The organism is Streptococcus nasisuis (assembly GCF_040836615.1).
GTDB lineage: Bacteria > Bacillota > Bacilli > Lactobacillales > Streptococcaceae > Streptococcus > Streptococcus suis_V.
Map to the genome: position 1 here is coordinate 1533867 of NZ_CP162268.1, position 21970 is coordinate 1555836.

General features: G+C 42.1%; 21 protein-coding genes. 17 read left to right on the plus strand and 4 right to left on the minus strand.

Annotated features, from left to right (window positions below):
• The first annotated feature begins 78 nt into the window (after window positions 1-78).
• Both guaC and AB1F57_RS07785 read left to right on the plus strand, forming a co-directional pair.
• A complete protein-coding gene (gene guaC / locus AB1F57_RS07780) occupies window positions 79-1062 on the plus strand; it encodes a GMP reductase (protein ID WP_170239458.1) in 984 nt (327 codons plus the stop codon).
• A gap of 83 nt (window positions 1063-1145) precedes the next feature.
• A complete protein-coding gene (locus AB1F57_RS07785) occupies window positions 1146-2489 on the plus strand; it encodes an MATE family efflux transporter (RefSeq protein ID WP_170239457.1) in 1344 nt (447 codons plus the stop codon).
• A 39-nt stretch (window positions 2490-2528) separates the two neighbouring features.
• Here AB1F57_RS07785 and AB1F57_RS07790 read toward each other — a convergent pair whose 3' ends face one another.
• Complete coding sequence (locus AB1F57_RS07790) at window positions 2529-2711, minus strand: 4-oxalocrotonate tautomerase (protein WP_024413156.1); 183 nt, start codon at window positions 2709-2711, stop codon at window positions 2529-2531.
• A 577-nt stretch (window positions 2712-3288) separates the two neighbouring features.
• Between AB1F57_RS07790 and AB1F57_RS07795 the strand changes: the two genes are divergently transcribed.
• The 11 genes from AB1F57_RS07795 to AB1F57_RS07845 all read left to right on the plus strand — a co-directional run bounded on the left by AB1F57_RS07795 (window position 3289) and on the right by AB1F57_RS07845 (window position 13825).
• A complete protein-coding gene (locus AB1F57_RS07795; protein ID WP_367985577.1) occupies window positions 3289-4989 on the plus strand; it encodes an McrB family protein in 1701 nt (566 codons plus the stop codon).
• 2 nt (window positions 4990-4991) lie between these two features.
• Window positions 4992-6248: a guanosine 5'-monophosphate oxidoreductase gene (locus tag AB1F57_RS07800; RefSeq protein ID WP_167785400.1), complete on the plus strand. Its 1257-nt coding sequence runs from the start codon at window positions 4992-4994 to the stop codon at window positions 6246-6248.
• A 100-nt stretch (window positions 6249-6348) separates the two neighbouring features.
• Window positions 6349-6918: a thymidine kinase gene (locus tag AB1F57_RS07805; RefSeq protein ID WP_167785401.1), complete on the plus strand. Its 570-nt coding sequence runs from the start codon at window positions 6349-6351 to the stop codon at window positions 6916-6918.
• 287 nt (window positions 6919-7205) lie between these two features.
• On the plus strand, window positions 7206-8285 hold the full coding sequence (gene prfA, locus AB1F57_RS07810) for a peptide chain release factor 1 (protein ID WP_105137837.1): 1080 nt from the start codon (window positions 7206-7208) through the stop codon (window positions 8283-8285).
• Complete coding sequence (prmC, locus tag AB1F57_RS07815) at window positions 8285-9118, plus strand: peptide chain release factor N(5)-glutamine methyltransferase (protein WP_367985578.1); 834 nt, start codon at window positions 8285-8287, stop codon at window positions 9116-9118. The genes prfA and prmC overlap by 1 nt, the downstream gene beginning before the upstream one ends.
• Window positions 9105-9707 (plus strand): L-threonylcarbamoyladenylate synthase, encoded by a 603-nt coding sequence (locus tag AB1F57_RS07820; RefSeq protein ID WP_170239455.1) that lies wholly within the window; start codon window positions 9105-9107, stop codon window positions 9705-9707. The genes prmC and AB1F57_RS07820 overlap by 14 nt, the downstream gene beginning before the upstream one ends.
• A gap of 33 nt (window positions 9708-9740) precedes the next feature.
• Window positions 9741-10997 carry a serine hydroxymethyltransferase gene (gene glyA, locus AB1F57_RS07825; RefSeq protein WP_167785404.1) on the plus strand — a complete coding sequence of 419 codons (1257 nt, stop codon included), beginning with the start codon at window positions 9741-9743 and terminating at the stop codon, window positions 10995-10997.
• Between the two features lie 2 nt (window positions 10998-10999).
• The gene (locus AB1F57_RS07830) at window positions 11000-11974 is read left to right on the plus strand and encodes a nucleoid-associated protein (protein ID WP_167785405.1); all 975 of its coding nucleotides are present in this window, start codon (window positions 11000-11002) and stop codon (window positions 11972-11974) included.
• Window positions 11975-12574, plus strand: a complete 600-nt coding sequence (locus AB1F57_RS07835) for a lysozyme family protein (RefSeq protein WP_167785406.1) — start codon at window positions 11975-11977, stop codon at window positions 12572-12574.
• Between the two features lie 52 nt (window positions 12575-12626).
• Window positions 12627-13385 (plus strand): SDR family NAD(P)-dependent oxidoreductase, encoded by a 759-nt coding sequence (locus tag AB1F57_RS07840; RefSeq protein ID WP_167785407.1) that lies wholly within the window; start codon window positions 12627-12629, stop codon window positions 13383-13385.
• Between the two features lie 11 nt (window positions 13386-13396).
• Window positions 13397-13825 (plus strand): hypothetical protein, encoded by a 429-nt coding sequence (locus AB1F57_RS07845; protein ID WP_367985579.1) that lies wholly within the window; start codon window positions 13397-13399, stop codon window positions 13823-13825.
• A gap of 73 nt (window positions 13826-13898) precedes the next feature.
• Here AB1F57_RS07845 and AB1F57_RS07850 read toward each other — a convergent pair whose 3' ends face one another.
• Window positions 13899-14759: a hypothetical protein gene (locus tag AB1F57_RS07850; RefSeq protein ID WP_367985580.1), complete on the minus strand. Its 861-nt coding sequence runs from the start codon at window positions 14757-14759 to the stop codon at window positions 13899-13901.
• 107 nt (window positions 14760-14866) lie between these two features.
• On the minus strand, window positions 14867-15319 hold the full coding sequence (locus tag AB1F57_RS07855; protein WP_367985581.1) for a hypothetical protein: 453 nt from the start codon (window positions 15317-15319) through the stop codon (window positions 14867-14869).
• A 278-nt stretch (window positions 15320-15597) separates the two neighbouring features.
• Here AB1F57_RS07855 and AB1F57_RS07860 point away from each other — a divergent pair.
• A protein-coding gene (locus AB1F57_RS07860) for an ISL3 family transposase (protein ID WP_174853283.1) occupies window positions 15598-16853 on the plus strand; the annotation gives its coding sequence in 2 pieces (ribosomal slippage) (window positions 15598-16084 and window positions 16084-16853; 1257 coding nt in all).
• Window positions 16854-17211: 358 nt separating this feature from the next.
• On the opposite strand, the gene guaA is transcribed toward AB1F57_RS07860, so the two are convergent.
• Window positions 17212-18762: a glutamine-hydrolyzing GMP synthase gene (guaA, locus tag AB1F57_RS07865; RefSeq protein ID WP_367985582.1), complete on the minus strand. Its 1551-nt coding sequence runs from the start codon at window positions 18760-18762 to the stop codon at window positions 17212-17214.
• A 272-nt stretch (window positions 18763-19034) separates the two neighbouring features.
• On the opposite strand from guaA, the gene AB1F57_RS07870 reads away from it, so the two are divergent.
• From AB1F57_RS07870 to ffh, 3 genes are all read left to right on the plus strand, one after another.
• On the plus strand, window positions 19035-19733 hold the full coding sequence (locus AB1F57_RS07870) for a GntR family transcriptional regulator (RefSeq protein WP_105137848.1): 699 nt from the start codon (window positions 19035-19037) through the stop codon (window positions 19731-19733).
• A 313-nt stretch (window positions 19734-20046) separates the two neighbouring features.
• Window positions 20047-20379, plus strand: coding sequence for a putative DNA-binding protein (locus AB1F57_RS07875; protein ID WP_105110178.1), 333 nt, complete (start codon window positions 20047-20049; stop codon window positions 20377-20379).
• Between the two features lie 11 nt (window positions 20380-20390).
• The gene (gene ffh, locus AB1F57_RS07880) at window positions 20391-21959 is read left to right on the plus strand and encodes a signal recognition particle protein (protein ID WP_105137850.1); all 1569 of its coding nucleotides are present in this window, start codon (window positions 20391-20393) and stop codon (window positions 21957-21959) included.
• The last annotated feature ends 11 nt before the right edge of the window (window positions 21960-21970 follow it).

The window sequence follows — 21970 nt, forward strand, 5'->3', positions numbered from 1 at the left end:
AATTTATTCTGTAAGTTGATTTAAAAACGAAAAAACAATGTATTTTTCGTAAGATAGTTCAGAAAATGAGGTAAAGCTATGTACAACGAAATGCCGGTATTTGACTATGAGGATATTCAGTTAATCCCCAACAAGTGTATCATCAACAGCCGTTCTGAGGCGGATACGACGGTGACTTTGGGCAAGTACAGTTTCAAACTTCCTGTAGTTCCAGCCAATATGCAGACCATTATTGATGAGGATGTGGCGGAGATGCTGGCTACGGACGGTTATTTCTACATTATGCACCGTTTTGACGAAGAAGGACGCATTCCCTTTATCAAACGGATGCATGACCAAGGTTTGATTGCTTCTATTTCGGTCGGTGTCAAAGACTACGAATATGATTTTGTGACTAGCTTGAAAAACGATGTGCCCGAATTTATCACCATTGATATTGCGCATGGTCATGCGGACAGTGTCATCAAGATGATCAAGCATATTAAAAAAGAGTTGCCAGAGACATTTGTTATCGCAGGAAATGTTGGGACGCCTGAAGCGGTTCGTGAGTTGGAGAATGCGGGTGCTGACGCAACCAAGGTCGGCATTGGTCCGGGTAAAGTATGTATTACTAAGGTTAAGACAGGCTTTGGTACAGGTGGTTGGCAGCTGGCAGCCCTTCGTTGGTGTGCTAAAGCGGCTCGTAAACCCATTATTGCGGATGGTGGTATCCGTACGCATGGTGACATTGCCAAATCCATCCGTTTCGGTGCCAGCATGGTCATGATTGGTTCCCTCTTTGCAGGGCATATTGAAAGTCCAGGTAAAACCATTGAAGTGGACGGTGAGAAATTCAAAGAATACTACGGCTCGGCCTCTGAGTATCAAAAAGGTGCTTATAAAAATGTAGAAGGCAAGAAAATTCTCCTGCCAGCTAAGGGGCATCTCAAGGATACTTTTGTGGAAATGGAACAGGACCTGCAGTCATCCATTTCTTACGCAGGTGGTCGTGATTTGAACAGCCTACGCCATGTGGACTATGTCGTCGTGAAAAATTCCATCTGGAACGGCGATTCGATTTAATTTAAGTTTGTAATGAAATAGAGGACTTGCAGTGCAGGTCCTTTTCTTGATACAATAGGTTGACTAAGATTAAAGGACCGATTATGTATCCAACTAAAACAATAAAAGAAAAGTTTCTTCTCTTTCTAAAAATTTTTCTGCCGATTTTGATTTATCAATTTGCTAACTTTTCGGCTTCTTTCATCGATACCATGATGACGGGACAGTTTAGTACCCTTGATTTGGCGGGTGTTTCTATGGCGACCAGTTTGTGGAACCCATTTTTCTCCTTTTTGACAGGGATTGTGTCGGCTTTGGTTCCCATTATCGGCCATCATCTGGGCAAGGGTGATAAGAACAAGATTCGAGAAGAATTTCACCAGTTTGTCTATTTGTCTGGCTTTTTGGCCTTAATTTTGTATATATTGGTCTTTGTTTTTGCTAGGCCTATTTTGAGCTGGCTAGGCTTAGAGGTTGAAGTTGCAAGAGTTGCTCTGTCCTATCTCTACTATATTTCCATTGGCATCCCGCCTTTTCTCATCTTTAGCGTCTGCCGGTCCTTTTTCGATGCCCTCGGTCTGACCCGACTGTCCATGTACCTCATGTTGCTCCTGGTTCCCTTTAACACCCTCTTTAACTATTTCTTGATTTATGGGAAATTGGGCCTGACGGCCCTGGGCGGATCAGGTGCTGGACTTGGTACTGCTTTGGCTTATTGGGCAGTCTTAGCAGTGGTTGTCCTGGTTATGAGGAAAAATAAGCAGACTGCATCCTACCAAGTGTGGGACTGGACATCCTTTAATCCTGCCATGCTCAAAGAAGGGGTAAAAATCGGTCTTCCCATCGGTCTGCAGGTTTTCGCAGAAGTAGCCATTTTTGCAGTGGTCGGGCTCTACATGTCCAAATATTCTGCGCAGACCATTGCGGCCCACCAGGCAGCTATGAATTTTGCGACTCTCATGTATGCCTTCCCGCTTAGCATTTCCATGGCCCTGCCTATTCTGGTTTCCTACGAACACGGGGCAAAACGCCTGAAAGATGTCCAGCAGTACAGTCTGATTGGCCGCTTGACAGCCTTTCTCTTTGCCAGTCTGACCTTGACTTTCCTTTATTTTAATCGGGAAATGGTAGCAGGTCTTTATGGTATAGAACCTGAATTTATCGCCTTAACATCTGACTTCCTGGTCTTTGCCCTCTTTTTCCAATTGGCAGATGCCTTTACAGCACCGATTCAGGGGATTTTACGGGGCTACAAGGACACCACCTTTCCCTTTGTGCTAGGCCTAGTGTCCTACTGGTCCATGACCTTCCCTATTGCCTGGTTGCTGGATAGTCTGACGGACTTGGGACCAAAAGCTTACTGGATTGGCTTGATTGTCGGGATATTCACCTGCGGGATTTCCTTGAATCTACGCTTACGATATATTGTAAAAAAAGATAAGCAATAAGAAAAAGCTGACTGGAAAGAAGACAAGTCAGCTTTTTGCTTATTTGCGTTTCATTTCGCCATGCGGGAAATAAGTTCCCTCTTTCATGTCGTTAATAAAGACATGGATAGCTTCCTTCGGGGCGTTGGTATTACGCGAAACAACCTCTGTTACCTCACGAGCTAGGGCAATTTTTTGCTCCTCAGTGCGACCTTCAAATAAATCAATACGTACAAATGGCATATAGTTTCTCCTTTAGTTTGCTCGTTTCAGTATAGCATAAATTTCACCTGCTTTCTATTAGTAAGCAATTGACATCGCTTACAATTTATGCTAATCTACGCGTACATAGGAGGTAATGGCTTATGAATTATTTTTATCGTATGATTTTATCCTTCTTACTGGCTGGATTATTTTTGTATCTAGTAATAACTGTTTTTTATCAAACTATATGGGAAGGCCCCTTGTTTCTTGCATTTTCGTTCCTCAGCTTAATCTATGGATGTGTTACGCTCTACAAGTGGAAACCAAAGGCAGCTAAAATCATTTTTGAGTGTGTCGGAAATTTCTTAACATTACCTTGGACCTAATATCAAACAAGCTCAAATCGGGCTTTTTTTTCTTGTTAACATGCTAATTAATAGAGTATAATAGAATAAATTAGGAGGTATGTATGTCAAAAATAAGTCTAGATTATTTTTCAGAATGGTATCTTGCTAATCAGTCTGATTTACTGGCAAAGGCAAGATTGTGGCAGGAGGAAAACCAAAAATTAGTAAATGATTTCTTGCAGACCTGGCCCTTAGAACGGTTGAAGGATATGGATTTGGATGACTATGTAACCGGCAAGGGCCCTGAAAATAAGTCGCTTTGCTACGAATTGGAACATGGGAAATATCGAGATTTGTATTTAGGAATCCGAGGCGGAAATGCTGGAAAATTTGGGATTTATTGGAGCAAAGAACTAGCTTCCTATTGTAATCAGAATAATAAACCGTTAGCCCCTGAAGAATTGGCTACAGCATTTTCTCGTTTGAAACATGATTTAATTGCGATTATTCAGAGAGGTTTAGTCTTAGAATTTGATCATGATGAATTTAATATAAATTCATTCTTTAGTCGTTCTGCGATGGTTACAAAATTACTTTGTATTTATAGTGAACGTAAGGTATTTACAGGTCTCAATCTTCAAACCAATCAAAAAGAAATTTGGGGAAAATTGCTTCCACTAGAAAAAATAGGTGGAGTTTATAAACAAAACTATCAGTTGGTGAAAATCCTTTCAGAACGGCACCCAGAGTTGAATGCTGAAATACTAAGTTCTGTTCTGTGGGAATTTCGCAATGAGGTATTACCTTCAAACAGTTCAGTAAAGGAAGAAGACTTGTTTTTGAAAAATCAGTATAGCTCGACCTTGTTAGAAGCAAAGAATGTGATTTTTCGTGGTGCTCCAGGGACAGGTAAAACATATCTTGCCCAGCAGATTGCAGCTGATATCATCAGCGGAGGACGTGTCCAAGATATAGAGCAACTCACTATTGAAGAAGAAGAGCGTCTTGGTTTTGTTCAATTCCACCCAAGCTATGATTACACAGATTTTGTGGAAGGACTTAGACCTGTAAATGTAGGAAGCAGTCTTGGTTTTCAGTTACGAGATGGAATATTTAAGACTTTCTGTGAGAAGGCTAAAGCTGGGCAAATGTCGGATGCAGATGTGAACACAATTTGGCAGGATTTTCTTCAATCCATTGGAAATGATATAATACAGCTTAATAATTTTCATTTTAAAGTCAATAGTCGTCAAAATATCACCTATATCGTCCCTGGAGGTTCTGAAGCCAGTCTGACCTTAGAAAATGTTCGTGAATACTTGGAAACTGGGAAGTGGGGAGAAATGAACTACCACTCAACCTATAAAACCCCAATTTTCGAAACTTACATCCTGCCGAAGCTAAAAGAAAGCCAACTTACCATTACAAACAAGCCCTATGTATTTATTATTGATGAAATAAATAGGGGTGAAATGAGTAAAATTTTTGGTGAATTGTTCTTCTCGCTAGATCCAAGTTACAGGGGGACAAAGGGGTCGGTCTTTACCCAGTATGCAAATTTACACACAAATCCAACTGAAAAGTTCTATATTCCAGAAAATGTCTACATCATTGGAACAATGAATGATATTGATCGATCAGTGGATACATTCGACTTTGCGATGCGAAGGCGATTTACCTTTATCGAAATTACAGCCGAACAGTCCGCTAAAAATATGGATTTACCTCAGTTTGTCAAAGAGCAGATGTTTCGCTTGAATCAGGCTATTATTACTATTTGTGGTTTGTCTGCAGATTATCAAATTGGGGCTAGTTATTTCAAAGATTCTTCTTCGCCAGAGCTAACCATAAATGAAGCTCCGCTATGGATTAAAAAACTCCAGCCACTTTTGAAAGACTATTTCCGTGGTGACCCGCATTCTGCTGAAAAATTGGAACAGCTACAATCAATCTATTTTAACGGGGAGTAGAGATGATGGTTCACTATCTTGTCACAGACAATACAAAAATCAGCCCAAATTTGCTCGTAGAGAATCTAAGTAACCGAACTTTAAAGCAGTTGTCTAGGGAAGATTTCCTACTTTTCCCACCAAATTTAAAACAATCTTCAGACCTCAAAGCGGACCAATCAATTTTTGAATTGAGAAATGGACAATGGTGGACTTGTAACATCGCTGGTTTTCTTATTGGTCAAGGGGATAGTATGACGATTCGGTCAAGATTTAGTCTTGACGATGGGGATGATTTCTTTCTACAATACATGTTGGAAACTGTCCTCCACTACAATGTTACAAAACATCAATTAAATAGTCAGCGAAATCAATCTTTCTATGACTTGCTTGTCTTTCTGTTCCCTTATTATTTGAACCAGGCTATGTCAAAGGGGATTTATAAAGAATATGTTAAGAATAATTACAATGATAGTCATATAAGGGGACGGATTGATATTTCACGACATATCCAACAAAATACCCTTTTTACAGGTCGTATTGCTTATCAGACCAGGGAGTTTTCATTTGACAATCCTGTAAACCAGCTCATTAGACATACTATTGAAACAATATGTCATCACCATGCCTTCATCCTAGACACTGAACCAAGCATTCGAGAAAATGTTCAAGCAATTCGACAACTAACACCTACGTATTCTTTAATGGATAGAGGGGCTGTGTTGTTGAAAAACATCAATTCTCCGCTTAGGCACGGCTATTATGAAGAATATGGTCATTTGCAAGATCTTTGTATCCGAATTTTGCAGGAGCAGAAGATACATTTTGGGTTTCACCATCACAATATCAATGGTTTTCTGATTGACATTGCATGGCTTTGGGAGGAATACATCGGAAAAGTTACAAATTGGGAGCACTATGGCCGAGATTCGAAATTAAAAACTCTCCATTTGTTTAAAAATCCAGTACATTCGCCCCGCTATCCTGATTTTGTTTATCAAGGAATCCCCATTGATACCAAATATAAACGCATTTTAGATAGCCGTAATGACTATAATCAGTTAACAACCTATTTGCATATCTTACAAGCGAAACAAGGTGGTTTTATCCAACCAAGTACTGAAAAATCAGGTTTGGAAAAAATCGGGGAGTTAACTGGAATGGGTGGTAATTTATTTGGCTATCACTTCCAGATTCCTCAAACTTACACGGGCTATGAGGATTTTTGTCAGCAGATGAAAAATGAGGAAAAACAGATGCTGGAAAAAATCAATTTTTAATCGTATATACAAGCTCAAATCGGGCTTGTTTTTCTATTTCCTAAATGGTCAAATTATGATAAAATGGAGGGAGTGAAATTTTAAGATTGGAAAGTGAAAAGTGGCTCAATTATACTATAAATATGGGACGATGAATTCTGGCAAAACCATTGAAATTCTTAAAGTTGCCCATAACTATGAAGAGCAAGGTAAGCCTGTCGTCATTATGACCTCTGCCTTGGACACTCGTGATGCCTTTGGCGTTGTTTCAAGCCGTATTGGTATGCGACGTGAAGCAGTAGCAATTGATGATGAGATGGACATTTTTGGTTACATTCAGAAAATGGAACCTCGTCCTTATTGTGTCTTGATTGACGAAGCGCAATTTCTCCGCCGTCATCATGTCTATGACTTAGCACGAGTGGTAGACGAATTGGATGTTCCAGTTATGGCTTTTGGTCTGAAAAATGATTTCCGAAATGAGTTATTCGAAGGTTCCAAACACTTGTTGCTTTTGGCAGACAAATTGGATGAAATTAAAACAATCTGCCAGTATTGTTCCAAAAAGGCAACTATGGTGTTGCGAACGCAAGACGGAAAACCAACCTATGAAGGCGCTCAAATTCAAATCGGTGGAAATGAAACCTACATCCCAGTTTGCCGCAAACATTATTTTTCGCCAGAAATATAGCCATTTTGAATCAAATAAATAAATATGGAGTTACAAATCTGTCCATATTTGGAGATCGGACTTGAACACGCCTATAAGCTAACTAGAAGTGAGTTCGGTCAAATATTTAGAAAGGAACTGAATTCGGGCTACGAACTGTGCCTATTTCATGACCTATATATTACAGAAAGGAATTGAACACGCCCTACAAGCTGTGTCAAAAAGATAATTTCTCCAAGTGTTTGTAACACTTGGTCGAAATTCCTATTTTGACTGTGCTTGCTTAACGGGCTTTGTATCTTAATTTTATGAACATTTACGATCAATTACAAGCGGTGGAAGACCGCTACGAGGAGCTTGGTGAATTATTGTCTGACCCGGATGTGGTCAGCGATACCAAGCGTTTTATGGAATTATCAAAGGAAGAGGCGGCAACGCGTGATACTGTAACAGCCTACCGCGAATACAAGGCCGTCCTTCAGAATATCATCGACGCTGAAGAAATGATTAAAGAATCTTCTGGCGATAGCGACTTGGAAGAAATGGCCAAGGAAGAACTCAAACAAGCCAAGGCTGACAAAGAAACCTATGAAGAGAAATTAAAAATCCTTCTCTTGCCAAAAGACCCCAACGATGAAAAGAACATTATCTTGGAAATTCGTGGTGCAGCTGGTGGTGATGAGGCCGCACTTTTTGCTGGCGATTTGTTGACCATGTACCAAAAATACGCAGAAAGCCAAGGCTGGCGCTTTGAAGTCATGGAGGCCTCTTACAACGGCGTCGGTGGTATCAAAGAAGTCGTGGCTATGGTTTCTGGTCAATCCGTTTATTCAAAACTCAAGTACGAGTCAGGTGCTCACCGTGTCCAACGGGTTCCTGTAACGGAAAGCCAAGGCCGTGTCCACACTTCGACAGCAACTGTCCTAATTATGCCAGAAGTAGAAGAAGTAGAATACGACATCGATCCCAAAGACCTTCGTGTCGACATTTACCACGCCTCTGGTGCTGGTGGACAGAACGTCAACAAGGTGGCGACTGCCGTGCGTATCGTTCACTTGCCGACCAACATTAAGGTTGAAATGCAGGAAGAACGGACCCAGCAGAAAAACCGTGATAAGGCCATGAAAATTATCCGTGCCCGTGTTGCGGACCACTTTGCACAGATTGCCCAAGATGAACAGGATGCAGAGCGTAAATCAACTATCGGTACAGGTGATCGTTCGGAGCGGATTCGTACCTACAACTTCCCGCAAAACCGTGTGACCGACCACCGGATCGGCTTGACCCTACAAAAACTGGATACTATTTTGTCTGGTAAGATGGATGAAGTTGTCGATGCCTTGGTGCTTTACGATCAAACACAAAAACTGGAAGAGCTGAATAAGTAATGACATACGCCCAACTTTTTTCTGCCTATGAAGCAGAGCTTTTGGCAGTTGGAGAGGAGCCTGAGGGCCTCTCTTTTGTCTATCGAGGTCTGAAAAATCTCGATCTGACCGACTTTGTCTTGCTACTTCGTCAAGAAGTGTCGACGGAGGAGCGGGACGTGATCGAGCAGATTTTTCAGCAGCTCAAAGCGCATCAACCAGCTCAGTACATCCTTGGTTACGAGGACTTTCACGGATTGCGTTTCAAGGTGGACGAGCGGGTGCTCATTCCGAGACCGGAGACAGAGGAGTTGGTTGATTTGGTTTTGTCGGAAAATAGCAGAGCTGATTTACGAGTTTTGGACATTGGAGCTGGCAGCGGTGCTATTGCGGTTTCTCTTGCTCATGCTAGAGCAGATTGGGATGTAGTTGCAGTAGATATTTCACCCGACGCACTGACTTTAGCCCAGGAAAATGCAGAGCGTAACAAGGTTGACGTCCAGTTTATCCTGTCCGATTTGTTTGAAAATATTTCTGGAACCTTTGATATCATCGTCTCTAATCCGCCCTATATTTCGCCAGATGATAAGGATGAAGTCGGGCTAAATGTCCTTGCATCAGAGCCGCATGTAGCGCTCTTTGCAGAAGAAGATGGCTTGATTATCTATCGAAATATCATTGAGCAAGCTGGTCAATTTTTGACTAATAATGGAAAAATCTACTTTGAAATTGGCTACAAACAAGGGCAGCAGGTGTCTGATTTACTGCGTCAGCATTTCCCAGAAAAAAATGTCCGAGTACTGAAGGACCAATTTGGTCAGGATAGAAAGGTGGTTGCTGATGACAATAGATAAAATCCGAACAATCATTGAAAACGACGGTGCAGTCATTATGCCGACGGAGACCGTCTACGGGCTTTTTGCCAAGGCCCTGTCGGAAACCGCTGTTAATCATGTTTACGAGCTCAAGCAACGCCCGCGCGATAAGGCTATGAACCTAAATGTGTCAAACCTGAACGATATTCATTATTTTAGTCAAAATCCTCCCTTTTTTCTTGAAAAAGTGTATAATAGTTTTATGCCCGGCCCCCTAACAATTATCCTAAAAGCGAACAATAATGTTCCTGTTTGGATAAATTCAGGTCTGGCAACTGTAGGTTTTCGGGTACCAAAGCACGAAAAAACCTTACAATTGATAAACATGATTGGCCCTCTCATTGGTCCATCTGCTAATTTATCAGGAAAAGAAAGCGGAAGATATTTCCAGGATATTCAGGCCCAGTTTTCTCAAGAGCTGGTAGGCTTTGAGGATGATCAAGCCCTGACTGGTGTAGATTCGACGATTTTGGACCTTTCTGGTCAGCAAGCACGAATTTTGCGTCAAGGTGCCATCACCAAGGAAGAAATTTTGGCTGCTGTACCTGAAATTGAATTTGCAGATTGACCCACGTCTAACCATAAAATAGGAGTATCATAGATGATTTTCGATTTAGTTGATTATAAAGAATTTGACAAAGAACTTTGGGATGCGATTAAGGACGAGGAAGATCGTCAGCAACACAATATTGAATTGATTGCCTCTGAAAATGTCGTTTCTAAGGCTGTTATGGCAGCTCAGGGATCTATTCTTACTAATAAATACGCGGAAGGCTATCCTGGTAAACGTTATTATGGTGGTACAGAAGTAGTTGACGTGATTGAAAATCTTGCTATTGAGCGCGCTAAGGAAATTTTCGGTGCCCAATTTGCCAACGTACAACCGCATTCTGGTAGCCAGGCTAATGCAGCAGCCTATACGGCGCTCATTCAGCCAGGTGATACTGTTTTGGGTATGGATTTGTCTGCTGGTGGTCATTTGACACACGGTTCTCCTGTCAACTTCTCAGGTAAAACCTACAATTTCGTAGCTTATGGTGTTGATAAGGAGACAGAAGTCTTGGACTACGATGCAATTTTGGCTCGTGCAAAAGAAGTATCACCAAAATTGATAGTTGCAGGTGCATCTGCCTATTCTCGTACCATTGACTTTGAAAAATTCCGTGCAATTGCTGATGAAGTTGGTGCTTACTTGATGGTAGATATGGCTCATATCGCAGGTCTTGTTGCAGCTGGTCTTCATCCAAATCCAGTTCCACATGCTCATATTGTTACAACAACCACTCATAAGACCCTTCGTGGTCCTCGTGGTGGCTTGATTTTGACCAACGACGAAGATTTGGCTAAGAAAATCAATTCTGCAGTTTTCCCAGGTATGCAGGGTGGTCCTTTGGAGCACGTTATTGCTGCTAAGGCTGTTGCCTTCAAGGAAAACTTGGACCCAACCTTCAAAGAATACGCAAGTCAGATTATCAAAAACTGTCAGGCTATGGCAGATGTCTTCAAAGCTGACGAGAATTTCCGTGTTATTTCTGGTGGAACAGACAACCATGTCTTCTTGGTTGATGTGACCAAAGTCGTTGAAAACGGAAAAGTTGCCCAAAACTTGCTGGATGAAGTAAGTATCACCCTTAACAAGAACTCTATTCCATTTGAAACCTTGTCTCCATTTAAGACTTCTGGTATTCGTATCGGGACAGCGGCTGTGACAGCTCGTGGTTTCAAGGAAGAAGAGTGCCGCCAGGTAGCTAACTTCATCATTACAGCCTTGAAAAATGCTGAAAATGAAACTGTGTTGGAACAAGTCCGCCAAGATGTTCGCAGCTTGACAGACCGCTTCCCACTCTATGAAAATTAAAAATGGATATATTTGTAAAACAAGCAATCATACATCAATTTAGTCCTGACGATACAGAGCTGGTCCTTGCCGACCAGCTTTTGACTGTCAGTCCTAAAATAGAAGAATATTTACGTAAAAAAATTGAACGTGTCTTTTCAGACGAGGCCAAAACTGGCCAATTTGATTCGGAAAATCCCTTCCTAGAAAATCTGTCAGGTAATCTGATGGAAAATTCGGTCAAAATTGCCAATCTCTGGAAGGAAGAGTTTACAATTTCTGAAAACCTTAAGACCAATGACTTGATTTTTGTGGCTTTTGAGAAAAATGGAATTGAACATTTTGGATTTTTGCGGATTTCCCTGCGTGAAAACCTGGCCCACGTTGGCTCGGAAAGCGACAGCCCGTTGAAGATTACCCAGAACAATCTGCCTGGTCCAGGCTCCGCACCTGACGAAGCCCTCATCATCAACTTGCAGACCTACAAATACCATCTGATTGAGAAAAGAATCAAGCACAACGGAGCCTTTCTCAATTATTTTTCAGATAATCTTTTGCAAGTTACGCCAGCTCATTCTGCCAAAAAATCCATTAAGGCCCTTGAGCAGACCGCACAAAAAATTGCGGATAGTTTTCATCAGGGGGATTTCCAATTCCAGTCCAAGGTCAAGTCGGCTATCTATAATCATTTGGAAGAGGACAATGAGTTATCGCCTGAGAAATTGGCCGACCAGCTTTTTGACAACAATCTCACAGCCCGCTTGAATTTTGTCGACCAGCTGAAGGAAGTCATCCCTGACAAGGTTTCCTTTGATGAGATTGATGCCAGCCGTCAGCTCAAAAAATTTGAAAATCAGAAATTGTCCCTATCAAATGGCATCGAACTGATTGTACCGAATTCAGTCTATGAGGATGCAGAGTCGGTGGAGTTCATCCAAAATCCTAACGGAACCTACTCCATTTTGATTAAAAACATCGAAGATATTAAGAGTAAATAAATGAAAAAAATTACAAGAACGATTTTTCTTGTCGTCCTTGTTTTTCTTTGTTATCAATTGTACCAGACCTATCATGCGGTTGAGCAGGTCATGACTTTTCAGCCCTTGGTCCAAGAAGTCCTGGCTGAAAATGATACCGCAGCAAATGAAGAGCTGGTACTAGCCATGATTTACACAGAAACAAAGGGGAAACAGGTCGACGTAATGCAGTCTAGCGAGTCTGCGACGGGCTATATCAATGCCATTACAGATAGCAAGGAGAGCATCCGCCAAGGCGTTATCTATCTCAGTCAGAATTTGCAGCTGGCAGGAGAACGTGGGGTGGATGTTTGGACGGCAGTTCAGGCCTACAATTTTGGGCAGACCTATATTGATTATGTAGCTGCAAATGGAGGTGAGAACTCCCTGGATTTGGCTGAGGAGTATTCCAAAACAGTAGTCGCACCAAGTTTGGGTAATACTAGTCTAGAAACTTATACCTACTGGCATCCACTTGCTCTTGTCAATGGCGGCAAGCTCTATGTCAACGGGGGCAATATGTACTATTCACGCCAGGTCCAATTTAACATGTATCTGATGCGCTTTATCAATCTTTTTTAACCCTCCCTCTTAAAAAGTGTTATAATAGAAATATGGACGGAGGTGTGCCAAGATGACAAGAACCTGTATGATTACTGGTGCAAGTAGCGGAATTGGGAAGGCCATTGCATATGTCTTTGCCAAAAACGGTGATAATGTAGTTATTACTGGTCGCCGGAAGGAACAGCTAGAAACGATTAAAAAGGACTTGGAAACAAGTTATAGCATCAATGTGACTCTGGCTGTGTTTGATGTAACAAATGTAGAAGAAGTTATTGAGCAGTGCCAGCAGATTATGAAAGAAGTTGGACATGTGGACGTCTTGGTCAACAATGCTGGTCTGGCTTTGGGATTGGATAAGTTCCAAGAATATGATTTGGCTGATATGTTGACTATGATTGATACCAATGTTCGTGGTCTGCTGACTGTGACCCGCCAGATTTTGCCACAAATGGTAGAAAACAATAATGGTCACATCATCAATATCGGCTCAACTGCTGGGATTTATGCCTATGCAGGTGCGGCTGTTTATGCTGCAACCAAGTCCGCTGTCAAGGTCTTGAGCGACGGTATCCGCATTGATACCATTGATAAAAACATCAAGGTGACAACATTGCAACCAGGAATTGTGGAGACGGACTTCAGCCAGGTGCGTTTCCATGGAGACAAGGAGCGAGCAGCAACAGTTTACCAAGGGATTGATGCACTTCAGGCAGAAGATATTGCCAACTGCACCATTTTTATAGCCAATCAACCAGCCCATGTGCAGATTTCAGATATGACGATCATGGCCACCAAGCAAGCAACAGGATTTACCATTCACCGTGAGTAGGAGGTCTTGCTATGAGAAAGTTTGGAAACAGTTTATCCATCTTACTTCTATTTGCCGTGTTCTTAGGTGCCTGCACTAATAAAACAAGAATAGGGCAGATAAGCACCAGCAGTTCCCCATCTAGCAGCAAGCATACTAGTAGCTCTTCATCGACAAGGGCAAGTAGTTCAACTAGCACCACTAGCTCTGAGACCACAGAAGTTTCAGGAAAAGATCTTTCAGAATTAAACAGAGGGGTCCAACTAGAGAGCGGGCAGGATACCATCGACTATGCCAAAATGGTCTTAGGCGACAAGGATTGGATTGTCATTGAGGGAAATTATACTCGGACAGAGTCTATTCCCTACAATCTGCTACAAGGGAATGACGGTTCGCTCTACTGGGTCTACCAAAATGGCGAAATCTATGATAAAGACAACAAACTAGTCTACCAGCCATAAGAAACAGCTGAAGATTTGAATGTCCTTTAGCTCTACAGGTAAATATTCTAAAACTGGGTTTCATGCCCAGTTTTTACTTTTTCCGTACACCGGTTCCAATTTTCCGCTGGTTTACTGTGTCCAAGAAGTGGTCATAGGTCTGTTTAACGGTGGGGAATTTTTGAGAGGTTCCAGTGGAAAGGGTTAGATTTTCTAAGAATATTGGGAAGGTTCCCTTTTTATAGAGTTCTCCTTGAAAGAAGAATTTATCAGTAACCTTGTCAATAAAGATGATTGAGGAGCGCCAGCGGGCTTTTCGTGAATGGGACGGTTTCCAGGAGATTTTGATTTGCTGGTCATAAAAATACCAGCCCATGATATAAATCTTGGTTTCTTGCTGGCGTTTGATGTCCTGATATGTACAGGGAAGGGCATAGACCGTGCCACGATTGGTTTGCAAGAAAGGCTTGAAATCACGGATTTTTTCGTAATCCTTCTGGTCAACGATTGTAAATCCTCTGTCCTTGGCAATTTTTTTCTCATCTACCGTGTAAGAATAGCGGTAGGGATCAAAGATGATCGACCGTTCATGAACTCGGTAACGCTCTGCCATTTTTTTAAAATGAGGCAAGCTACCATAGTTTTCCAGCAAATAAGGTGTCGTAGCACCTCTATGGCTGATATTTGGCTGGATGTCAAGGATACGGCAGGTATTCAAGCTATCGAGAGGGACTGCGCCAAGGCCAATCAGGAGTTGCTCCCTTGTAAAATGACTGGCAAAGCGGGCTTGGGAAGTCTGACCGTTCTCACTCTGGCTGTCTACAAAAAGCGTTTCACCCTGGCTAAAAACGATTATATAATTCTCATGCTGTTCGGCTTTTCTTTCGATAGGAATGCTGTATAATTGGTGAAAAGTGGGTAAATCCAGGAGTTGTCCAAGTTTCATTTTTTTCATAAAACCAGTATAGCAGAAAATTTTCTGCAAATCCAGTTAAAAGTAAAACTTGTTAAACTTATTTTTAAAAAGAAATGCTCTGACTACATTTCCTTGGCATCAAAGCCTTAAAAGATTTGTATGTCAAAGCGTTTTTTGTTGCTAATGCATGCTTGAGGGGTCTTGACTGTATAGACCACCAGAGGGATGCGAAAGAGCAGGCGAATTAGATTGAGTGATGGATTTTTCTGAAATTCATGCTCGTAGGCGATAAAGTCTGGTCGTGTGAGACAATTGGTCAGCAGGTGTTTGATAGCAAAGTAAATCAGCCCCTTTTGCCCACTTAAATCACCAGACAATTGTCCACGAATATAGTTAGGGCGATGTTTCTTAAAATAGGCGATAACCAGGGGATTGAAGGATTCCACCATAAAAGCTCCTGTGGTGTAGCTGTCCAGATAGCTGGTCACGCGCTGACAGACTTCCAGAACGTCCCTGCTCTCCGACTTGATTTCTACGATGAGAGGCACCTTGCTCGCTACCAGATCCAAGATACCAGCTAGGTGAGGAATGCCTTGCAATCAAATAGGTATACCAATTTTAACAATCTATTTACTTCAGCAAATACTGATGAATTATTTTCAAAAACATTTGAAAACGATGGAGACGAACGTTCTTATCACAGTGAAGAATTTGATGACGGATTTGAAACGAATCAATAGTATACAAAAAGAGGCTCTATAATTTCTGTAGTGGGTAAAACCACCATGGAAATTATGGAGCCTTTTTGAGTATATACAAAAAGTCCCATATGACCTATAATGAAAAGTGCTCAAACTATCATTTTAGAAAGACTCATATGGAACAACTAAATCTTATCACTAATTTTCTCAGAATTAAAGACAAAAATATTACTATCACTGATGAATATGATATGGGAACTCACTTAGAACTCCACGGTTACTTGGATTACATGGCTCCTAAATGTCCAGAATGCAAGGGACAAATGGCTAAGTACGACTACCAGAAAGCATCAAAAATCCCTTACCTAGAAACTGCTGGTTACCCACTCCTTATCCGCCTTAAAAAGCGTCGTTTCAAGTGTAAAGAATGTGGGAAAATGGCTGTCGCTGAAACTCCTCTTGTTAAGAAAAACCATCAAATATCTGTCGCTGTTAGTCAGAAGATCGCCCAGTTACTCATCGAAAATCAAGCAATGACACATATTGCACACAGGCTAGCTATCTCAACATCATCAGTTATGAGAAAGCTCAATGAGTTCAAGTTTGAAACGGATTGGAATACCCTACCTGAGGTGATGAGTTGGGACGAGTATGCCTTCAAGAAGGGAAAATGAGCTTCATCGCTCAAGATTTCGACTCCCTAAATGTCATCACCATTCTCGACGGAAGAACTCAAGCAACCATCCGAAACCACTTTCTACGCTATCCTAGAAAGGTTAGAAATCGAGTCAAAGTGATTACCATGGATATGTTTAGTCCCTATTATCAACTTGCTAAACAGCTTTTTCCGAATGCAAAAATTGTACTCGACCGCTTTCATATTGTTCAACACCTTAGCCGTGCTATGAACCGTGTCCGTATTCAAATCATGAATCAATTCGACAGAAAATCGCAGGAATACCGTGCTTTGAAACGCTACTGGAAATTGATACAACAAGATAGCCGTAAAATCAATGATAAACGATTTTATCGCCCTATGTTTCGAATGCATTTGACTAACAAGGAAATCCTGGAAAAACTCTTGTCTTTCTCTGAGGAACTACGACAGCACTATGAACTCTATCAGCTTCTCTTATTCCATTTCCAAGAGAAGAACTCAGACCATTTCTTTGACCTAATTGAACAAGAAATAACCACTGTTAATCCTATTTTCCAGACGGTATTTAAGACATTTCTAAAGGATAAAGACAAGGTTTTGAATGCCCTAGAATTGCCTTATTCCAACGCCAAACTGGAAGCTACCAATAATCTCATCAAAGTCATTAAAAGAAATGCCTTTGGTTTCAGGAACTTTGAGAACTTTAAAAAACGCATTTTGATTGCTTTGAACATAAAGAAAGAGAGAACGAAGTTCGTCCTCTCTAGGTGTTAGCTTTTCATCTACCCACTACAGTTGACAAAGAGCCCAAAAAGAATTAGCTAGAAATTTTTTCTGGCTAATTCTTTTTTCGGGGGGATTTAGGGGGGAATCAAACAAAGATTCACCCTTTTTAGATTAGTTTGTTCCTGCTAAACTGCTGTAGAATCGCTATTTTGAAGGTAAATCAAGCCTCTCACGGACTCTTGACGCTACTTTGTTATTGGGCTAGGCGTCGGTAATACAGTCTATCCCCAGCCTTCCAACGGTCTTTAGTTTTTAGGCGTTGGAATTGCTGATAGAGCCTATCCCCAGGCTTGCGACGCTTTCTTGTTTTCAGGCGTCGGGTAAAACAGTCTATCCCCAGACTGTTTTACTCCCACTCAACTGTTGCTGGTGGTTTGCTTGTAATGTCGTAGACGATGCGGTTGACGTGGTCGACTTCGTTGACGATGCGGACAGAGATTTTCTGAAGGACATCCCACGGAAGTTTAGCAAAGTCAGCTGTCATGCCGTCGACAGAAGTGATAGCACGGATAGCAATAGTATAGTCATAAGTACGACCGTCTCCCATGACACCTACCGAACGAACTCCAGTATTGACAGTGAAATACTGCCACACATCACGGTCCAGGCCAGCCTTGGTAATTTCCTCACGGAGGATAGCGTCTGACTCACGGACAGTGTAGAGTTTTTCATCAGTGATTTCGCCCATGATACGGATAGCCAGTCCAGGACCTGGGAATGGCTGACGCCACACAACCTCATCAGGCATACCGAGTGCCGTACCTAGCGCACGTACTTCATCCTTGAAGAGGGTATTGAGCGGCTCAATCAACTCAAATTGCATATCCTCTGGAAGTCCGCCCACATTGTGGTGAGACTTGATTGTCTCAGCCGTATCCGTCCCAGACTCGATAATATCGGTGTAAAGCGTGCCTTGAGCCAGGAACTTTACATCTGTCAACTTGCTTGCCTCGTCGTCAAATACGTAAACAAATTCATTACCGATGATTTTACGTTTTTTCTCAGGGTCAGATACGCCAGCAAGTAAATCTAGGAAACGTTTAGAAGCGTCTACACGAATGATATTGAGACCGAATTTGCCACCCAACATCTCCATTACCTGGTCACCTTCATTTTTACGGAGCAAGCCGTGGTCAACGAAGATACAAGTCAACTGGTCACCGATTGCACGTTGCAGAAGGACACCGACAACAGACGAGTCCACACCGCCAGACAAACCCAGAAGAACCTTCTTGTCTCCAACAGTTGCACGGATTTTCTCGATTTCAGTCTCGATGAAGTTTTCCATGGTCCAGTCACCACGCGCACCACAGATACCAAAGGCAAAATTCTTCAAGATGTCATTACCGTATACGGAATGACGAACTTCTGGGTGGAACTGGATACCGTAGATGCGGCGTTCGGTATTTTCAATGGCAGCATAAGGGCAATCCGCAGACAGACCGACCAAGTGGAAGTCAGCTGGAATTTCCGTCACAGCGTCACCGTGGCTCATAAGAACCAATTGCTCAGAAGGAGTGTCAGCAAAAAGGGCTGACTCAGCCTTGAGTTCAAGTGTTGACTGCCCATATTCACGGTTACCAGCCTCGCCAGCAGGCACCACCTTACCGCCCAATTTATGGGTAATCAGCTGCATACCGTAGCAAATCCCCAAAATCGGAATCCCCAGTTCAAAAATTTCTGGGTCAATGTCAAAAGCATTTTCCGCATAAACTGAGTTTGGCCCACCAGAAAGAACGATACCAATCGGATTGATATGGCGGACTTCCTCAGTAGTGATTTTGTGGTTTTTCAGTTCTGAAAAGACACCGAATTCACGGATGCGACGTGAAATCAGCTGGTTGTACTGGCTACCATAATCCAGAACGATAATTTTTTGGATATCTTGTTTTGTCATGTTTTTCCCTTTCCATTTGAAAATCATTCAAATACTGATAGCTATTTTACCATAAATACGAACATTTTCCAAACTATATTTGTCAATTATCAGTTTTCCAAACTATGGCGATTTTTTTGAAATCCCATGTTCGTTTTTTTCTTGAATTTACTGATTTTATTTGAGTAGATTACCAGTCATTGTTTGCATGTCTTATTTTTACTCATAGAAAACAGCTGACCTTTGTAAAATTGGTCTAATTTTGGTAGACTAGACGAAGAGAGGTTTGACAGATGAAAGCAGCATATATTACCATTCACGATAAGATTAAGGAGCAGATTGACCAGGGTGTTTGGAAGATTGGCCAGCGCCTGCCCAGCGAGCGCGACCTGTCCGATGAGTTCGGCGTTTCCCGCATGACCCTGCGTCAAGGCATCACCCTCCTGGTCGAAGAAGGAGTGCTCCAGCGTAAGGTCGGTTCCGGCACCTATGTGGCCAGCACTCGAGTTCAAGAAAAGATGCGCGGCACGACCTCCTTTACAGAGTTGATTCTCTTGCAGGGAAAAAAGCCGAGCAGCAAGCTCTTGTCTTACACTCGGACCAAACCAAATGAAAAAGAAGTTGAGCAGCTAGCCTTGACCAAGGGGGAATATGTCGTCCGGATGGAACGGGTTCGCTATGCTGATAATGTCCCTGTCGTTTATGAAGTTGCCAGCATTCCGGAGCGTCTGATTAAAAGCGTTCCCAAGGAGGAAGTGACCAACCATTTCTTCAAGACCTTGACGGACAATGGCTATAAAATCGGCACCAGCAAGCAGACCATCTTTGCACGGCTGGCCAATGAGAAGGTGGCTAACTACCTAGACATCAGCAAAAATCAGCCAATTTTGGCTCTGAGACAGGTTTCCTACCTGGATGACGGCCAGGCATTTGAATTTGTGAACAGCCAGTACGTTGGCGAACGGTTTGAGTTTTATTTGGAGAATAATTAGGAAAAGAGCAAGCAAAATAGAGCCTTTCGACTCTATTCAAAAATATAATTGTAAAGCTGAACGACGTTCTTTAGGAATGGTTACTGCCAGTGAATTACCCACCTTACGCGTTTTCATAGTATTCATAAAAGAATACCTCCGTACATCGTATACACGGTTTTGACAAAAAAGTCAAAGGTTTTTGAGTATTTTCGCTCGTCTTAAAACTCTTAAAATAAACGTAAATAAAATTATGCAAACAAATAATCCGTTTTCCCACTAGAAACGGATTTTCTTATTTATTAACGCTAGAATTTTTGATATAATAAAGTTTATGGAAATTGAAAAAACCAACCGAATGAATGCCTTATTTGAATTCTACGCTGCCTTATTGACGGACAAGCAAATGAACTATATCGAGCTATATTATGCGGATGATTATAGTTTAGCAGAGATAGCTGAGGAATTTCAGGTGAGCCGTCAGGCGGTTTATGATAACATCAAACGAACCGAAAAATTGCTAGAGGACTACGAAATGAAGTTGCACATGTACTCGGACTATGTTGTGCGCAGCCAAATTTTTGATGAGATCTTGGAAAAATATCCAGAAGATGCGTTTTTGCATGAAAAAATCTCTGTCCTGACCAGCATTGATAATCGAGATTAAAAGGAGAACACATGGCTTTTGAAAATTTAACCCAGCGTTTGCAGAACGTATTTAAAAATCTGCGTGGAAAAGGAAAAATCAGCGAGAGCGATATTCAAGAAGCAACCAAGGAAATCCGTTTGGCCTTGCTTGAGGCGGACGTTGCCTTGCCAGTCGTCAAAGATTTTATCAAGAAGGTGCGTGAGCGTGCCATTGGCCACGAAGTCATCGATACCCTCAATCCAGCTCAACAAATCATCAAGATTGTCGACGAAGAATTGACGGCGGTTCTGGGTTCGGAAACGGCTGAAATTATCAAATCACCGAAAATTCCAACCGTTATCATGATGGCTGGTCTTCAAGGTGCTGGTAAGACGACCTTTACCGGTAAATTGGCCAACAAACTCAAGCAAGAGGAGAATGCGCGTCCTCTCTTGATAGCGGCGGATATTTACCGTCCAGCGGCCATTGACCAGTTGAAAACGCTAGGGCAACAGATTGACGTTCCTGTCTTTGAATTGGGCAACCAAGTTCCTGCCCTTGAAATTGTGCGCCAAGGTTTGGAACAAGCCAAAGCCAACCACAATGACTATGTCCTCATCGATACGGCCGGTCGTTTGCAGATTGACCAAGCCCTGATGGCGGAATTGCGTGATATTAAAGACTTTGTCCAACCAAATGAAATCCTCTTGGTAGTCGATGCCATGATTGGTCAAGAGGCCGCTAATGTTGCCAAGGAATTTAATGACCAGTTGGCGATCACTGGTGTGATTTTGACTAAGATTGACGGTGATACGCGTGGTGGTGCTGCGCTTTCTGTTCGTCACATTACTGGCCAACCTATCAAATTCACTGGTACTGGTGAGAAAATCACGGACATCGAAACCTTCCATCCAGACCGTATGTCATCTCGTATTCTCGGTATGGGGGATATGTTGACGCTGATTGAAAAGGCCAGCAAGGAGTACGACGAGAAGAAATCATTGGAACTGGCGGAAAAAATGCGCGAGAACACATTTGATTTCAACGATTTCATTGACCAGCTCGACCAAGTACAAAGCATGGGACCGATGGAAGACTTGCTCAAAATGCTTCCTGGTATGTCAACCAATCCAGCTCTGGCAAATCTAAAGGTTGACCAAAAACAGATAGCTCGTAAGCGTGCCATTGTGTCCTCAATGACGCCTGAAGAACGAGAAAATCCGGATTTATTAACTCCGAGCCGTCGCCGTCGGATTGCGGAAGGTTCAGGGAATAGCTTTGTCGAAGTCAATAAATTTATCAAGGATTTCAACCAAGCAAAATCCCTCATGCAAGGCATGATGTCTGGTGACATGAGCAAAATGATGAAACAGATGGGCATTAACCCTAATAATCTTCCGAAAAATATGCCAAACAATATGGATATGTCTGCCTTAGAAGATATGATGGGTGGTAGCGGAATGCCCGATATGAGCCAACTGATGGGCGGGGCTGGTATGCCTGACATGTCATCCATGTTTGGTGGTGGGCTCAAAGGCAAGATTGGAAAATTTGCCATGGAGCAGGCCATGAAACGTCAAGTTAATAAGATGAAAAAAGCTAAGAAAAAGCGTAAATAATCCGTTCTCCA

Excerpts from the sequence above, each read along its gene's own strand:
- guaC (WP_170239458.1), top strand. The coding sequence starts at position 79 with ATGTACAACGAAATGCCGGTATTTGACTATGAGGATATTCAGTTAATC.
- AB1F57_RS07785 (WP_170239457.1), top strand. The coding sequence starts at position 1,146 with ATGTATCCAACTAAAACAATAAAAGAAAAGTTTCTTCTCTTTCTAAAA.
- AB1F57_RS07790 (WP_024413156.1), bottom strand. The coding sequence starts at position 2,711 with ATGCCATTTGTACGTATTGATTTATTTGAAGGTCGCACTGAGGAGCAA.
- AB1F57_RS07795 (WP_367985577.1), top strand. The coding sequence starts at position 3,289 with ATGGATTTGGATGACTATGTAACCGGCAAGGGCCCTGAAAATAAGTCG.
- AB1F57_RS07800 (WP_167785400.1), top strand. The coding sequence starts at position 4,992 with ATGATGGTTCACTATCTTGTCACAGACAATACAAAAATCAGCCCAAAT.
- prfA (WP_105137837.1), top strand. The coding sequence starts at position 7,206 with ATGAACATTTACGATCAATTACAAGCGGTGGAAGACCGCTACGAGGAG.
- prmC (WP_367985578.1), top strand. The coding sequence starts at position 8,285 with ATGACATACGCCCAACTTTTTTCTGCCTATGAAGCAGAGCTTTTGGCA.
- AB1F57_RS07820 (WP_170239455.1), top strand. The coding sequence starts at position 9,105 with ATGACAATAGATAAAATCCGAACAATCATTGAAAACGACGGTGCAGTC.
- glyA (WP_167785404.1), top strand. The coding sequence starts at position 9,741 with ATGATTTTCGATTTAGTTGATTATAAAGAATTTGACAAAGAACTTTGG.
- AB1F57_RS07830 (WP_167785405.1), top strand. The coding sequence starts at position 11,000 with ATGGATATATTTGTAAAACAAGCAATCATACATCAATTTAGTCCTGAC.
- AB1F57_RS07835 (WP_167785406.1), top strand. The coding sequence starts at position 11,975 with ATGAAAAAAATTACAAGAACGATTTTTCTTGTCGTCCTTGTTTTTCTT.
- AB1F57_RS07840 (WP_167785407.1), top strand. The coding sequence starts at position 12,627 with ATGACAAGAACCTGTATGATTACTGGTGCAAGTAGCGGAATTGGGAAG.
- AB1F57_RS07845 (WP_367985579.1), top strand. The coding sequence starts at position 13,397 with ATGAGAAAGTTTGGAAACAGTTTATCCATCTTACTTCTATTTGCCGTG.
- AB1F57_RS07850 (WP_367985580.1), bottom strand. The coding sequence starts at position 14,759 with ATGAAAAAAATGAAACTTGGACAACTCCTGGATTTACCCACTTTTCAC.
- guaA (WP_367985582.1), bottom strand. The coding sequence starts at position 18,762 with ATGACAAAACAAGATATCCAAAAAATTATCGTTCTGGATTATGGTAGC.
- AB1F57_RS07870 (WP_105137848.1), top strand. The coding sequence starts at position 19,035 with ATGAAAGCAGCATATATTACCATTCACGATAAGATTAAGGAGCAGATT.
- AB1F57_RS07875 (WP_105110178.1), top strand. The coding sequence starts at position 20,047 with ATGGAAATTGAAAAAACCAACCGAATGAATGCCTTATTTGAATTCTAC.
- ffh (WP_105137850.1), top strand. The coding sequence starts at position 20,391 with ATGGCTTTTGAAAATTTAACCCAGCGTTTGCAGAACGTATTTAAAAAT.